The sequence below is a fragment of the Pantoea sp. EKM21T genome (genome assembly GCF_011800405.1).
Taxonomy (GTDB): Bacteria; Pseudomonadota; Gammaproteobacteria; order Enterobacterales; family Enterobacteriaceae; genus Pantoea; species Pantoea agglomerans.
Genome location: NZ_JAALFV010000004.1, coordinates 292,628 through 307,871 on the forward strand (window position 1 = coordinate 292,628; position 15,244 = coordinate 307,871).

The 15,244-nt window shown below is 46.6% G+C and carries 15 protein-coding genes and 1 pseudogene; 8 read left to right on the top strand and 8 right to left on the bottom strand.

Annotation, left to right across the window (positions count from 1 at the left end; genetic code table 11):
* Positions 1-176: 176 nt before the first annotated feature.
* Positions 177-812, top strand: coding sequence for a transcriptional regulator RcsA (gene rcsA, locus HFD87_RS10365; RefSeq protein ID WP_010247685.1), 636 nt, complete (start codon positions 177-179; stop codon positions 810-812).
* A gap of 141 nt (positions 813-953) precedes the next feature.
* Positions 954-2,660, top strand: coding sequence for a methyl-accepting chemotaxis protein (locus HFD87_RS10370; RefSeq protein ID WP_159226518.1), 1,707 nt, complete (start codon positions 954-956; stop codon positions 2,658-2,660).
* A gap of 108 nt (positions 2,661-2,768) precedes the next feature.
* On the opposite strand, the gene dsrB is transcribed toward HFD87_RS10370, so the two are convergent.
* Positions 2,769-2,963, bottom strand: a complete 195-nt coding sequence (dsrB, locus tag HFD87_RS10375; protein WP_010670857.1) for a protein DsrB — start codon at positions 2,961-2,963, stop codon at positions 2,769-2,771.
* A gap of 62 nt (positions 2,964-3,025) precedes the next feature.
* The gene (locus HFD87_RS10380; RefSeq protein WP_167423373.1) at positions 3,026-3,184 is read right to left on the bottom strand and encodes a YqaE/Pmp3 family membrane protein; all 159 of its coding nucleotides are present in this window, start codon (positions 3,182-3,184) and stop codon (positions 3,026-3,028) included.
* 315 nt (positions 3,185-3,499) lie between these two features.
* Here HFD87_RS10380 and HFD87_RS10385 point away from each other — a divergent pair, with 315 nt between their 5' ends.
* The 3 genes from HFD87_RS10385 to HFD87_RS10395 all read left to right on the top strand — a co-directional run bounded on the left by HFD87_RS10385 (position 3,500) and on the right by HFD87_RS10395 (position 6,128).
* Positions 3,500-3,733: a DUF2525 domain-containing protein gene (locus tag HFD87_RS10385; protein ID WP_010247694.1), complete on the top strand. Its 234-nt coding sequence runs from the start codon at positions 3,500-3,502 to the stop codon at positions 3,731-3,733.
* Positions 3,734-4,085: 352 nt separating this feature from the next.
* Positions 4,086-4,877 (top strand): mannosyl-3-phosphoglycerate phosphatase-related protein, encoded by a 792-nt coding sequence (locus HFD87_RS10390; protein ID WP_159226519.1) that lies wholly within the window; start codon positions 4,086-4,088, stop codon positions 4,875-4,877.
* 30 nt (positions 4,878-4,907) lie between these two features.
* Positions 4,908-6,128: a glycosyl transferase gene (locus tag HFD87_RS10395; protein WP_010247700.1), complete on the top strand. Its 1,221-nt coding sequence runs from the start codon at positions 4,908-4,910 to the stop codon at positions 6,126-6,128.
* Positions 6,129-6,213: 85 nt separating this feature from the next.
* On the opposite strand, the gene HFD87_RS10400 is transcribed toward HFD87_RS10395, so the two are convergent.
* The 5 genes from HFD87_RS10400 to HFD87_RS10415 form a co-directional block, all read right to left on the bottom strand.
* Entirely contained in the window at positions 6,214-6,393 is a 180-nt protein-coding gene (locus tag HFD87_RS10400) for a YodC family protein (protein ID WP_010247703.1), read from the bottom strand.
* 191 nt (positions 6,394-6,584) lie between these two features.
* Positions 6,585-6,716 carry a hypothetical protein gene (locus tag HFD87_RS23070; protein ID WP_003854444.1) on the bottom strand — a complete coding sequence of 44 codons (132 nt, stop codon included), beginning with the start codon at positions 6,714-6,716 and terminating at the stop codon, positions 6,585-6,587.
* 33 nt (positions 6,717-6,749) lie between these two features.
* On the bottom strand, positions 6,750-7,661 hold the full coding sequence (locus tag HFD87_RS10405; protein WP_033758176.1) for a DUF808 domain-containing protein: 912 nt from the start codon (positions 7,659-7,661) through the stop codon (positions 6,750-6,752).
* A gap of 10 nt (positions 7,662-7,671) precedes the next feature.
* Positions 7,672-7,947, bottom strand: coding sequence for a hypothetical protein (locus HFD87_RS10410; RefSeq protein WP_010247711.1), 276 nt, complete (start codon positions 7,945-7,947; stop codon positions 7,672-7,674).
* Positions 7,948-7,999: 52 nt separating this feature from the next.
* Positions 8,000-8,479 carry a very short patch repair endonuclease gene (locus HFD87_RS10415; protein ID WP_010247714.1) on the bottom strand — a complete coding sequence of 160 codons (480 nt, stop codon included), beginning with the start codon at positions 8,477-8,479 and terminating at the stop codon, positions 8,000-8,002.
* A 189-nt stretch (positions 8,480-8,668) separates the two neighbouring features.
* On the opposite strand from HFD87_RS10415, the pseudogene dcm (HFD87_RS10420) reads away from it, so the two are divergent.
* The 3 genes and pseudogenes from dcm (HFD87_RS10420) to HFD87_RS10430 all read left to right on the top strand — a co-directional run.
* Positions 8,669-9,766 (top strand): annotated as a pseudogene (dcm, locus tag HFD87_RS10420) (DNA (cytosine-5-)-methyltransferase); the annotation flags it as partial.
* Positions 9,767-9,993: 227 nt separating this feature from the next.
* Entirely contained in the window at positions 9,994-12,159 is a 2,166-nt protein-coding gene (locus HFD87_RS10425; protein ID WP_167423374.1) for an ATP-binding protein, read from the top strand.
* Positions 12,159-13,619 carry a hypothetical protein gene (locus HFD87_RS10430; RefSeq protein WP_167423375.1) on the top strand — a complete coding sequence of 487 codons (1,461 nt, stop codon included), beginning with the start codon at positions 12,159-12,161 and terminating at the stop codon, positions 13,617-13,619. Before HFD87_RS10425 ends, HFD87_RS10430 begins: the two co-directional genes overlap by 1 nt.
* A 43-nt stretch (positions 13,620-13,662) precedes the next feature.
* On the opposite strand, the gene dcm (HFD87_RS10435) is transcribed toward HFD87_RS10430, so the two are convergent.
* Positions 13,663-15,072, bottom strand: coding sequence for a DNA (cytosine-5-)-methyltransferase (gene dcm / locus HFD87_RS10435; protein WP_305848813.1), 1,410 nt, complete (start codon positions 15,070-15,072; stop codon positions 13,663-13,665).
* Between the last annotated feature and the right edge of the window lie 172 nt (positions 15,073-15,244).

A 15,244-nucleotide genomic window follows, 5' to 3' on the forward strand; every position in this document is an offset into this window, starting at 1 on the left:
CGTCATGGCAGCACAAATTTTTTGCAGAACGGGTCAGGGATGAAGACTTTTACGGGCGTTTGCCTGTTGCCAAACTGCACGAGCAGAATAAAAAAGTACCTAAGAAATCTCTCTCGTACCGCAACGCGTATTCATCGTTGATTTAAACGGATAACAAATTGGTGAGGGTCGCTATTATGCCAACTATTATTATGGATTCCTGCAACTACACACGCCTGGGATTATCAGACTACATGTCTTTAAAAGGAGTTAAGAAGAAGAATATCTCTTCTGTCTCCGATATTGAGCAACTACAGCAAAAATGTGAGCAATTAAATCCTGGTGTCGTCTTTATTAATGAAGATTGTTTCATTCATGAATCCGATTCCAGTGAACGTATCCGCAGCATTATTACGCAGCATCCTGATACGCTGTTCTTTATATTCATGGCGATTAGCAATATCCATTTTGAGGAATATCTCTACGTTCGTAAGAACCTGATTATTACATCAAAATCGATGAAGACATCGACCCTGGATTCCTTACTCAGCACCTATTTGCAGAAGAAGCTTAACCAGTCTGCGCGTATCTCTTCGGGCATGGATGTACATCCATTAACGCTGAGCCAGACTGAGTCAAACATGCTGAAGATGTGGATGTCAGGTCATGATACCATCCAGATCTCAGATAAAATGCAAATTAAGGCCAAAACGGTATCGTCACACAAAGGTAATATTAAACGCAAAATCAAAACCCATAATAAGCAGGTTATTTATCATGTGGTGCGTTTAACGGATAATGTGACTTCAGGTATTTACGTTAATATCCGCTGATCATAACATCTGAAGAACCGGCCTCTCTGGCCGGTTTTTTTTTGCCCGGAATTGCGATCCAGATCTCACTCTTACCGCTAAGCCTTTACGCTCTTTTGCCGATGTTATGCCTTATAACAACAGCCTCAAGAGAGCAAGGATATGAACACTGCACGAGATAATAATGGACAAAAAAGCGCAGGCATCTGGCAGAATCTCCGCCTGGTGCCGCTGTTTAGCCTGATCTTCGGCGGCATTTTGCTGCTGTTCGCACTCTGTATTGGTGTCGCCAGTTACTTTCTGATTTCCGGCAATCACTCCCTCGATGATGCCACGGACGAAATTCAGGTTCGTATGGGCCTCTCTAACAGTTCAAACCACCTGCGTACTGCGCGCCTGACCATTATTCAGGCCGGTGCCGCCGCGCGTATTGGTGAAATGGACGAGTTTCGCGCCAATATTGCCGCCGCCGAAAAACGGATCCAGCAGGCAAAAGATGGCTTCGCGATTTATCAGGCACGTGAAGTTAAGACGCCCGCGGATATGGAACTGGATGCCACGCTGCAGGCTCGCTTCAACGATTACATTAACAAAGGCCTGATACCGATGATTGAATCCGGTAAACAGGGCAGCTTTGAGGGCATCATTGCTCAGGAGACCGATGTAACCCGCAAGCTGGATGACGACTATAACGCGGTGTTGCTGAAGGCGATCAAGATCCGAACTGATCGCGCCAATGCCATTACCGCCCAGGCCGATCAACAGTCGCGCATCGGCTTTATCTCCATGGCCGTAGCATTCAGTGCCGCCCTGGTGCTGGTGCTGTTGACCTTTGTCTTCCTGCGCCGCGTGGTAATTAGTCCGCTGCGTCAGTCGGTGCTGCGTATCGAACGCATTGCGCAGGGTGATCTGACCTCCGCTCCCCTGCCCCATGGCCGGAGCGAGATTGGTACGCTCATCCATAACCTGCAACTGATGCAGCAGGCGCTGGTGACCACCGTTGGTACGGTGCGTGAAGGCGCCGTCGCGATTTATCAGGGCTCCAGCGAAATTTCAGCCGGCAACACCGATCTCTCTTCACGCACCGAGCAGCAGGCTGCGGCACTGGAGCAGACCGCAGCCAGCATGGAACAGCTTACCGCTACGGTGAAGCAGAACGCCGAGAATGCGCATCACGCCAGCCAGCTGGCCGCGGATGCCTCGGGTAAAGCGCGCAGCGGTGGCGAGCTGGTGAACAGCGTCGTGAAAACCATGACCAATATTTCCGGCAGCTCGAAAAAAATCGCTGAGATCACCAACGTCATTAACAGTATTGCGTTTCAGACCAACATCCTGGCGCTGAATGCGGCGGTAGAAGCGGCGCGTGCCGGTGAGCAGGGTCGTGGCTTTGCGGTGGTGGCCAGCGAAGTGCGTAATCTGGCCCAGCGCAGTGCGCAGGCGGCTAAAGAGATTGAATCGCTGATTGCTGAGTCCGTCACGCTGATCAATGACGGTTCGCATCAGGTTGGCGCAGCCGGTAGCACCATGGGTGAGATTGTTGAAGCCGTACGACGCGTTACCGATATTATGTCGGAGATCGCGGCGGCGTCGGACGAGCAGAGCCGCGGTATTCAGCAGGTGAGCCAGGCGGTCACCGAAATGGATAACGTCACTCAGCAGAACGCCTCACTGGTGGAAGAAGCCTCCGCTGCAGCGGCCTCGCTGGAAGATCAGGCGGGTAAACTGACGCAGGCGGTCGCGGCATTCCGCCTGCAGGACGCCCCTGCAACCGCAGGTGTGGCTGCACGCGTCTCTTCACCCTTAAAGACACCGGCTCTGGCACCCCGTCCGGCGCTGGCGGGCGGCAGCGATAACTGGGAAACCTTCTGAGGTCATAGCAGTTAAACGTCAGCGGCTGATGTCAGCCGCGTAATCTCCGACAGCAAAAAGCCGCCTTTCCGGCAAACGGAAAGGCGGCTTTTTTATTGCGCGTCAGGCTCAGGCTTCGTGGTAAGGCTCCACGAAAATGCCATCCGGCTGGTGGGTCTCGTTAAAAAACCAGATGCCCAGCGGATAATCTTCCAGCGCCACCAGGAACATGGTGCCTTCATTAAACGGCTCCATAGCCAGAATGGTGCCAACACGACGCGGGCCGCCATCGGTTTTGACGCTGACGCGGTCATTTACCTTCATTTCGGTTCTCCAGATTATTGACTGATTACAGTCTAAACGAAGAACCGTGGTGATGCAGCGCGTTAGCGACGGGCAATGACCCAGACGGCGTGGATGATACCGGGGATATAACCACAGAGTGTCAGCAGGATGTTCAGCCAGAAGGCGCTGCCAAAACCGACCTGCATAAACACGCCCAGTGGTGGCAGCAGAATAGCGATAATAATTCGTAAGATGTCCATAACCATTCCTTTAGGTATTGATAAAAATCAGCTTTATCGCTAACTATAGCTGATTCTGCTCTGTTTAGTCGAAAAGTCAGGTAAATCTGAGTAAGGAGGAACTTTTGCAATTCCTTAACATTTCACCGCAAGACTTCTTACGCGTCAGACCTTTAAACTCTTCTCACTGCACCACCCCATAGGTGCAGCCAACCTGAAAGTAACAAGGATTTTGCCCGCGCAGCGCGGGCTTTTTTTTGCCTGCGATCTTTCCGCTCCCGCCTTTCTGCCCTGCGTTCTATACTGATTACTCTGTTTGCTCTCAGGAGTCAGAAAATGACAGACGAAAAACAGCACGGCGATGCTCAGCCATCCGATCTGCAGATTGATGTCGAAGGTTTACTGGCGGCGATTCAGGCCAGAACGTCGGGAGAGGTACGGGAGTATATGGAGCAGGATCAGACGCCACGGCTGGAAGTAGAAGGCCGGGTTTTCCACTCCTATAGCGAACTGGCAGAGGCGTTTGAAATTGATATTTGTGATTATCGCGCCTATGAAGCGAACCGCTGAAATCGATTTCAAAAAAAACCCGGCGGGAAGGCCGGGTAAAAAATCAATTCGTTACACCAGGGAATTCTTAACACCCCTGCAGATTACCCTTTCCCGACTCCGAAACAAGCATCAGATATGCACGTTTCTGCAACCGATCGGGTAATTATGGAGCGACTGTTACCAAAAACACCGCGCCCGCCAGTCACTTAGCCCTGCACACTTCTTGCATACCCACTTTTACTGCGGTTTCGTTTTAAGAATTATCCTGGATTTCCAGCCAGCGTGGCAGGAAAAAAAGTGTGAGCCATATTCAACTATAATATTGAAAAATCGCCGCTTTAGCCGCGAATGTGATGAAAGGAGCCTGTAAATGCCCGATCTCCACCAGCCGTTAATGATAATTACCGATCTGGATGGTTCGTTACTCGACCATCATACCTATCGCTGGGATGCGGCCACCGAATGGCTCACCACGCTAAAGCAGTACGCTGTTCCGCTGGTGATCTGTTCCAGTAAAACGGCAGCCGAGATTATTCCGCTGCAAAAAAGGCTTGGCATCAGCGGTTCACCGTTTATTGCTGAAAACGGTGCCGTGGTGCAAACGCATGATCAGCAGCGTATCCGCCTGCCCGATAACACCCTGACCTATGACGCTATCTGCCAGCGGCTGGCTGCCTTGAAAACAGCGTACCGTTTTACCGGCTTTCATGACTTCTCTGATCCGGAAGTGGCCGCAATGACCGGCCTGAGTGAGGCGGATGCAGAACTGTCGCGTCAGCGCGATGCGTCAGAAGTGATTGTCTGGCGCGACAGTGACGAGGCGTTTGAGCAGTTCCATGATGCGTTGCGTGCACAGGGCCTGGCGCTGACCCAGGGCGGGCGTTTCTGGCATGTAATGCCTGCGGGCAGCGGCAAAGGCGAAGCCCTGCGCTGGCTGCTGGCGCATTCACCCGGTGAGGCACGCGTCACTATTGGACTGGGTGACGGCCCTAACGATGCGCCGATGCTGGATGCGGTTGATTATGCGGTCGTGATTAAGGGCTACAGTAAAACACCGGTGACACTCAGCCGATCCGATCAGCAGCAGATCTATCACACGGCTCACCATGGCCCTGAGGGCTGGCGTGAAGGACTGGACTATTTTTTGACTCAACCTCAATGAGCTGCCCACGGGCATTAAAAGGATGATGCGATGAGTGACTTTTATCAGAATGGCGTAATCACCAACTTTCACAACCTCACCCACCGTAGCGTGGAGTCGCTGGAAAAAGAGATGGTACGCTTTGCCCGCAAACGCAAAATGGGGCTGATCCTGCCATCGCTGTTTTCCGAACTTGAAGGCCCGGCGCTGACGAAAATCGTCGATGAACTGGCTAAAGTGCCCTATCTGGATGAAATTGTGATTGGGCTGGATCGTGCCGACCGCGACCAGTTCCTGTTTGCCCGCGAGTTTTTCTCCCGTCTGCCGCAACGGCATCGCATTCTGTGGAACGATGGCCCGCGTCTGAAGGCGATTGATGCCGAGCTGGATAAAGAGGGTTTATCACCCACTAATCCCGGCAAAGGTCGCAACGTCTGGTTCTGCACCGGCTATACGCTGGCGTCAGACCGTACCAGCTGTGTGGCACTGCATGACTGCGATATCGTCACCTATGAGCGCGGAATGCTGGCACGCCTGCTCTACCCGGTAGCGAACCCGGCGTTTCAGTATGAATTCTGTAAGGGGTTCTATGCGCGCGTCGCGGATGGCAAGCTTAATGGCCGCGTGGGACGTCTGCTGGTCGGGCCGCTGCTGCGCTCGCTGCAGAAAGTTTATGGCCATTCAGAATACCTGGAATATCTGTCGAGCTTCCGCTATCCGCTCTCCGGGGAGTTCGCCATGCGGACGCATGTGCTGAACGGGATTAAAATCCCCGGCGACTGGGGGCTGGAGATTGGCGTGCTGTCAGAGATTTACCGTAATTACACCACCCGCCAGTCGTGCCAGGTTGAGATCGCCGATAACTACGATCACAAGCATCAGCCGCTGGCTGAAGATGACGGCACCGGCGGCCTGAAGCGCATGAGCAGCGATATCGTCCAGTCACTGCTGCGTAAGCTCGCCACCATGGGTGTGCCGCTGACCAGCGACTCGTTCCGGGTGCTGAAGGCAACCTATTATCGTAATGCGCTGGATATGATGGAGACCTATAACCACGAGGCGGCGATGAACGGGCTGAAGTTTGATCAGCATGTGGAAGAGGCAGCGGTAGAGATGTTTACCCAGTCGATTCTGGAAGCGGGTCAGGCGTTTATTGAGCGTCCTAACGATAAGCCGTTTATACCGAGCTGGAGTCGCGTCCAGTCAGCCTTCCCGGATGTGCTGCAGCGGATCTATCAGGCGGTTGAAGAAGATAACGACGGTAACGTCTGAAAACAGGGCGGCACAGGGAGTGTGCCGGGCCAGAAAAAGCAGAAACCGGGCCTGGCGGGTCGCAGAACCCACAGGCCTGATACTGTCAGCCCGCGAGTTGCTGCGCAGGATTCAGAGCGCAGAGTTCATCGCTGCGAAAGGCTTCGCTGCGCACGGCATAGCCATCATACCAGCGACACTCCACCATGCCACTCGCGTAGCCGGTCACCACCATCGTCTGCCCTTCTTCCTTATGCTGTACTTCTTCACTGATTGCGAAAACCATGATGCGCTCCTTTTATTAACCTGAGTGTTATTAACCTGAGTGATTATTTTCTTTATAGCAGGCGAATAACGTTCCTGCCTGTTAAGGCACGCAAAAAAAGGGCAAATTCGGAATTAATCAGCTGGATATGCGGAAAATAAAAAAAGCGGATAAAAAAACTTATCCGCTTTGATGAAGTATTGACGCTGACGTCAGATTTTACAGCCTTCGCAATCGGCTTCGTCGCCGAGATCATCCGGCACTTCGCTGGCTTTTTTCTCTGCTTTCGCTTCAGCCTGCTCCAGTTGTGCGTCGATATCAAATTCAAACATGTCGTCGTTCATCGTCCTTCTCCTGACCGTAAATCACAGTGCGCTTTATACCGATTTTCCGCGCACTCTGGCAATAAGGTTGACCACTAACAGCACGATCGACCCAATGATAAAGCCGAGCACCAGGTTGGCGCCGTTGCTAAGCAGCATGGCGATCCAGCCGCTGAAGCCACTGCTGACTTCCTCGATCAGATGATGCAGCGGTGCGATGCCGTGCACCACAATACCGCCGCCGACCAGGAACATGGCGATGGTGCCGACCACCGAGAGGATCTTCATCAGCCAGGGCGCGGCAGTCAGCAGCACGCTACCCAACCCCTGCGCAAGGCGTGAAGGTTTTTCACGCAGCCAGAATCCAAAGTCATCAATTTTGACGATAGCCGCCACGATGCCGTAAACGCCTACCGTAACCAGAATAGCGATGCCCGCCAGGATAATCACCTGGTTGAGCAGCGGTGATTCCGACACGATGCCTAAGGTAATCGCAACAATTTCGGCTGACAGAATGAAATCGGTGCGCACCGCGCCTTTGATCTTCTTCTTCTCAAACTCTGCCGCATTCTGATTCGCCAGCGAATCGAGTCGCTGCTGACGCGCTTCCGGTGATTTGCTCTGCTTGTCATGCTGCAGACTGTGCATCACCTTCTCCACGCCTTCGTAGCAGAGATAGGCACCGCCAATCATCAGCAGCGGCGTAATCAGCCAGGGCGCAAACGCGGAGATAATCAGCGCCAGTGGCACCAGGATCAGTTTGTTAAGAAACGATCCTTTGGCAACGCCCCATACTACCGGCAGCTCACGGTTGGCTTTTACGCCGCTGACCTGCTGAGCATTCAGCGACAGATCGTCGCCCAGTACGCCAGCGGTCTTTTTCGCCGCCACTTTCCCCATGACGGAAATATCGTCCAGAAGTGTTGCAATATCATCAAGTAAAGTCAGTAAACTGGTTCCCGCCAAAATCTTATCCTTAGTCTGGTTCGTTATGTTGACAACATGGGCAGCGCTCAATTTCCGTAACGGTCATCTCGGCGATGCCCTCACAATCCCACTCTACCCGCACCGTCTCGCCTGCTGCTCCTTCAGCATGCAGATATTTGCTGACCGGGCTTTCGGTCATGCCGGTAATCTCCTCCGTGGCGACAAGCCTGTCACCGCAGTAAACCCGCGCGGTCGCTTTGGTATTCACCATCCGCTCGTCACGAATCTGGTAAAGGCGTTTTACCGTCAGTTTTATGCTGCTCATTTCAGGCTCCTGGCCACGGAGAAAGCGCAGATCTAACCAATTATGTCTGTGATTAGCAATCGGCGTTGTAATGATGAATGCCCTGATGGTCGACTTCGGCACTCTCCGGCATCGCCAGCAGCCACTCCTCCAGCCGCTCCAGCAGGTCCTGATCCGTCAGGCGCAGTTTGCCACGTAGCGCACACTCCCAGATGATCAGCACTTTCCAGCCGCTCTCCTGCAGCTGGCGCACATAACGCCGGTCACGTTCAACGTTGCTGTTGATTTTGCCGGTCCAGAATTCTGTGCGCGTCGCCGGCAGTTTAAACAGATAGCAGTGATGACGATGCCAGAAGCAGCCATGAACAAAAATAATTGCCTGATGTTCTGTCAGAACGAAATCGGGCCGTCCCGGCAGGTTTTTATCCTGCACGCGGAAGCTGAATCCCCGATCTTTCAGCAGCAGCGCAATACGTTGCTCAATGGCCGTATCCTGAGCGCGAATGGCACGCATATTTTTGCTGCGTATTTCGCTGGAGTGAACATCAGCCATAACCTCTCCTTTTTTGCTGGTACTTCAACTTTAGTCTGCGCCACGAAAAGCGAAAGCCGCCGCCCGACGACTTCACACCGTGTGCCGCAAAAACAGAACATTCCGGGGGCTGACACAGGGCACATCCAGGCAATTTCCTCACAGCGTCTGGAGTGATAGCATAGGCACCTTACTGTTAAGGAAAAACGCATGCATCCCGCCGCCCTCGCTGAACCACTCTCTGCTGCACTTTCATCTGCTGATGCGTCTGAACTCTTTCAGCAGGTGCTGGCAATCTATTCGGTTCGTGATCTCACGGCCCGCCTGCAGCAGGCAGGATTTTCCTGCTGGACGCCGGCACTCCTGAACCGGATTCGTCAGGGTAAAACCGCCCTTCCACCGTAGTGTGAAGCGGAACTGTCGCTGTTACAGGGGCTGCTGCCGTCCCGTCCCGCCCATTATGATAATCCTGAATTTCGTTTTATCGATCTCTTTGCCGGTATTGGCGGCATTCGTAAGGGGTTCGAGGCGATCGGCGGCAAGTGCGTGTTCACCAGTGAATGGAATAAAGAGGCGGTCCGCACTTACAAAGCCAACCACTACAGCGATCCGCTGGAGCATCACTTCAATACCGATATCCGCCAGGTCACCCAGCCGGAAGGTCTGACCGACGATGAAGCGATATACCGCGCGATTGACGCGGCGATCCCCGATCATCAGGTGCTGCTGGCCGGTTTTCCCTGCCAGCCCTTTTCGCTGGCGGGCGTCAGCAAGAAAAATGCGCTGGGCCGTGCACATGGCTTTGAGTGTCAGGTGCAGGGCACGCTGTTTTTCGATGTGGCCCGTATCCTTGCTGCCAAGAAGCCGCCGTTCTTTGTGCTGAAGAATGTGAAAAACCTCAAGAGTCACGACAAGGGCCGCACCTTCGCCATTATCATGCAGACGCTGGATGAGCTGGGGTATGACGTTGCGGATGCGGGTGCCAGCAGCCCGGATGCCAAAGTGATCGATGCGCGTCACTTCCTGCCGCAGCATCGCGAACGCATTGTGCTGGTGGGTATTCGCCGTGACCTGAAAAAGCAGGATTTTACGCTGCGCGATATCCGCCGTTTCTACCCGGCGCAGGTACCCAGCCTGCAGAGCCTGCTGGAGAGCGCGCCGGACGACAAATATATCCTGTCACCGGTCCTGTGGCGCTACCTCTACCAGTATGCGAAAAAACATAAAGCCAAAGGCAATGGCTTTGGCCTCAATGATCCGCGTAATCCTGACTGCTGTGTGCGTACGCTGTCAGCGCGGTTTTTTAAACACAATTTAATGAAACTAACATGCTCTCAATATCTTTCTGAAAAATATAGTTTTTTGATAATTTCATTTCAAATTTTTATATGCGCAAAATATCAAAACGAAGTCAATTACGTTGAAATGAACATTTACACATACTAATATTAGCATGTATAATTTTCACCCACAGCGCCATGTTTAATTAAGATATATGGCTGAATATCAAATATTGATGCTATGAAAGGTAATTTATGGCTAATGTACAGAAGGCATTTAGGCCTAAAGCTAGAATCATGGAGCTTTTAGGCGAACAACTAATAAAAAACCATACTCTAGCTTTATTTGAGTTAATAAAAAACTCATATGATGCAGATGCTTCATACGTTAAGTTATCGCTAAATAACATCAATACTGAAAATGCTAGTATTGAAGTAGTTGACGATGGCATTGGTATGGATTTAAAGACAGTTCTTGACATTTGGATGGAACCTGCACATGGTCATAAATCTATTTTTAGAGAGCGGGGGCAGCGAACTGCAAAAGGTCGTTTGCCTGTTGGTGAAAAAGGTGTTGGTCGATTTGCAGTGCATCGTTTAGGCAAAAAAATATTAATGTCTACTCGTGCTATTGATGAGGAAGTTGTCACGGTAGAAATTGATTGGGATAAGTTTTCCAAGTCAGAGTATTTAGATGAAGCTTATATTTCAATTGAAACAAGCCCTCCAGAAATAAAAAAATCAAAAAAAACAGGAACGAAAATAGTCATAAGTGATCTTAAACAAGAATGGAAGAGAGGTGATGTACGGCGTCTATATCGTGCAGTTTCTTCAATGACCTCAGCCAACTTATTTAAAAAGGAAAATAATAACGATAGCTTTATTGTTGAATTTAACCTCAATCCCGAATCGAAGTGGCTTGATGATCTTTTTGATCCTGAATTGGTAATCTCACAAGCACTCTTTGAGTTTAATTTCAAAGTTGATGATAATGGGTTAACTTATTCCTATAATTTCAATCCTTACCCAGCATTAATTGCCGACTATAGTGGTTTGATTGAGCCTAGAACTGTAGAGGTACATCTTGATAACCCAGAGTTTTTTAGATTCTCACCTACAATAAATGAAAAATCCAGAAAGAAAAAAAACAGAGATGAAAGATTTTCTCTTATTGAATGTGGTATAGGTCCTATAGAAGGAAAAATACTAGGTTTTGACCTAGACAGAGTTTTATATAATAGATATTTAAAAGACGAAACAGGTGGACTCAGCGAGTATCTCAAAGCCCAGGGAGGGTTAAAAGTCTATCGAGATAATCTTCGCGTTTATAACTATGGAGAGCCCGGCGATGATTGGTTAGGGCTAGACCATCGAAGAATTCAAAATCCCACAAAAAGAATGGGAAACCAGCAATTATTAGGTGAGATACATCTTGAACTTGATAAAAGTTTGGCATTAAAAGAAAAAACAAACCGTGAAGGGTTCGTAGAGAATAATGCTTATAATGAATTCATACATGCATTATTATCTGTAATGGCGCAGTTTGAAGCAGAAAGAAATAAAGATAAAAGAATTTTAAAAAAAGCTATTGAAACAAAGCCCGGTGGTGATTTTCGAGGTTCTGATAAAAGGAAGAGTACTGAGGAACTCTTAGATGAACTAAAGCAGGAAGTTATTTCTGATAAAAACACTTCTCCAAAAGTCGAAACTTTGGTAAGCCAAGTTATTGTATCCTTCAAAGAAACTCGAGATGCTATGCTTTCCTCAGCTGGTGCTGGCTTAGGCTTAACAACAGTATTTCATGAGTTAGAACGTGGGATTCGCAATCTCCATATGGCGATAATGGAAGGTGTTGATAACAAGCGATTAGAGAGCATCTCAGAAGAATTAGTATCATTGCTGCAAGGCGCAATGTACATGGTAAGCAAAAAAGAAAAAGAAAAAATTTCCGCCTCCAAACTTTTAACCCAGTGTGTTAACACTCAATTACGACGTTTTAAAAGACATAATATTAAGTTTCTACCAGGATTTAATAACAGCGCAAATCTTGACTTCGATATTACTGGCGTTAGAAGGATGTTTACGAGCGCGATTGTTAATATAATCGATAATGCTATTTATTGGATGGATAGTGATTCTGAAGATGAGCGTTATCTTTGGATTGGGTTAAGTTCAGAGTTTGAAGGGCCTGCGATAATAATTGCAGATAACGGCCCAGGATTTATAGATAGTGGTGATGAATTAATTCAGCCATTCTTTACCCGAAAACCGGCAGGAATGGGTATTGGCCTATATTATGCTGATATGGTGATGAAGGCACACTCCGGAAGATTGTTGTTTCCGGAAACTCACACTATTGAATTACCTAAAGTAACAAATGGTGCCTGTTTGGCTCTCGTTTTTAATAAGGACAGCAAATAATGTTTTTCAAATCAATTTCATTAATAATTGATGATAAAGAAAGCGATGGGAACTTCATTAGTGCTTATCTTAATAAAAATTTTATTCCGAGCATATTTTACTGTTATGACTCTAGTAAAGAATGGGATGATTCCCACGAAAAAATTTCTGGAGTGAGAACAATTTTTCAAGATCTATCTTTAATATCCACTTCAAGCCCCAACGCAACCGATTTTGATGCTGCAACTGACACCATACAAAATTTATTAGATGTTAATAATGGACCGTGGCTACTAATAACATGGTCAACCTGGGCTGAAAGTGAGAGTGATTCTGACTTTCCTAAAGATTTATTCAATCATTTACAAAATGAATTACCGGTTGCATTACGCCCATTTGATTACATTACAATAAATAAATCTATTTTTACTCCTGGTAACGATCATAATCCTGTTTCAGAACCAACTAATGAATCTTTGACTGAACTTCATCATTTAATTGAAGTAAAGCTTTCTGAAAGGCATGGTTTAAAGTATCTAATTGGGTGGGAACAAGCGGCTAAAAAAGCCGTATATTCAGCTTTAACAGAACTTACAACTATTGCAAATGGTCATATTGAAAGCAATAAAGTACTGCACAAAATACTCGATAATATTGCTTCATCAGCAACGGGTAAAAGTACCTGCCCTATTGCTTTAAATTCTGGGGCTAGTGAAACTTTAAGCGATATTATTAAGGATAAAATTGAGAATCAGATACCAAATAACGTTGATGATTTTACTAAAGTGATACAAAACGCTCAAGAAAATCGCGATTTAGATATGAGTGGGCTTAGTAAATGGAAAGAGGCAATTAATAAGGCTATTCACTTTGATACTTCTGAAAAAATTAACAGAACTCATAAACCAGGTATGCTTTATGATGTTGATTCTAGAGTTTTAAACTCACAAATTAGCTCGTTCCCGGAAACGTTTAATTCAACGGAACAACTATCAAAATTTAAAAGAAAGAACTTTTTTGAATTCCTTACTGAAGAGTCTTCAGTTAAACGTGAGGTGAGTACTCGATCACATTTAATTTTCCTAGACATTACGCCCCCATGCGATCATGCTAACAATAAAGCCGAGTGGAATAAATATATTGTTGGGCTTCTATTAAATGAACAAGACTCTAAATTCTGTAAATTTATACAAACTACTCGGGATGAAACAGGAAATATCCGGAAGAGAGATGAATTCGGAAGTAGACTTATAAATGACAACCTAATTTTATTGCCCAAATTTTCAAATGGCTCTTCTATTACACCTGTATTTAGGATTGTGCTAAATGCTAAACTCGTTTTTTCAATACCTACAAACAAAACTCAAACATGCCTGAATAGCATGCAGACTTTGAGAATTAGAGAAAATATGCTTGCAGACATTAGAAGCTGGTTTATTAAGCAAGCAACTAGGCCAGGAGTAGTTGAACTTAGAGATTAATATTAATAGTAAGCCCACTCCTTACGGCCTGGGCTTTGTTAATTTATTTATTTACAACTTTAATTATTAACGGATAGAGCATTTCTGCTATTGCCGAAAACATAGGCACGATAACTGAATTCCCGAATTGTTTATATGCTTGAGTATCAGAGACAGGTATTTTGAATTTTTCCTCTAACGGTTTTTCGAATCCCATTATCCTTGCGCATTCTCTTGGAGTTAGACGCCTTGGCCTTTTATGCATATTATGAATGTCATTAAAATCTAACTCACCTATTTCCTTGTTCCAACCACGATCAATTAATATTTCCGAACCATCTTTATAGTAACGTGCGGAAAGAGCTCTAGTAATACTGCTGGGATTCTCAGGATCAACAAGACCAAACCCAAAACCATTCCCTTTAGCACGATGCTTTTCTGCATAGCGGTATAAATAGCTCCAGAGTGTTTTAGATAAAATATATTTATCATTTTCTTTTTCATCCAACAATTCTTTTATTGTTGGTTTGTTAACGGGGAAGTAGTTAAAAATATTGCTTAAAGTAAAATCATGTGCAATATTTAAATCCTTTCTAAATCCAACAATTACGATTCGCTCGCGATGATGAGGGAGGAAGTTTTTACCATCAATAACTTTTGGATCTTTCTCATTCAAATATTTCTCGTCACTAATTTCATACCCTAAGTCATTTAATGTTTTTAAAATAACTTGAAATGTTTTTCCACTGTCGTGACTCTTTAAGTTTTTAACATTTTCAAGTACAAATATAGCTGGTTTCTTCACATATAAAATTCTGGCAATATCAAAAAACAATGTGCCTTGAGTATCACACTCGAATCCATGTTTTTTTCCTAATGAGTTTTTTTTACTTACGCCTGCTAAGCTAAATGGTTGACATGGAAATCCAGCCAGAAGAACATGGTGATCAGGGATTAATTTTTCAATATTACTATATGCCTGCTCTTCCGGGAGGTTAGTTCTATTACTTAAAGTCACTTCTCTTATATCACGATTAAAAATATGCTTTTCGGGGTTGCAATACCAGTTTGCTTTGTAAGTTTTTACAGCATACTTATTCCACTCGCTAGTAAAAACACATTCACCTCCAATGCTATCAAAGCCACTGCGCAATCCACCAATACCTGCGAACAAGTCTATAAACTTAAATTCATATCTATGATGGCTTGGGGGTGGTTGTGGTAGCATTGATTTAAGAGCATTCAGCTCACAAAATGACAGTAATTTTTGTGTGCATTTACCATTTAACCATCGATTAAGTGTTTCCCTGGACCATTCTTTTTTAGAAGCAGCTCGTAAGGTTTGAGCTACATCATTCTGACTATAGACTTCAAGCAAAGATTTAACAAAATCAAGCTGTTCTCGCATATTTTCATAGTATGTATCTTCATTAGCGCTGGCTGAACCAGCATATAAACTATTGATATTTAACATCTTTACGCCTTGCTGGGTAAAATGAGTGACACCCTGATGCTAAGTTAATCATAATATTCTAGAAATGTAAAATACACGACGTATAAATATTGAAAATATTATATTTTATTAACGAAAAAAATTTATTATATTAAAGAACAAAGACTTTAGGTAATTCAAGCCTCTCTAGGTC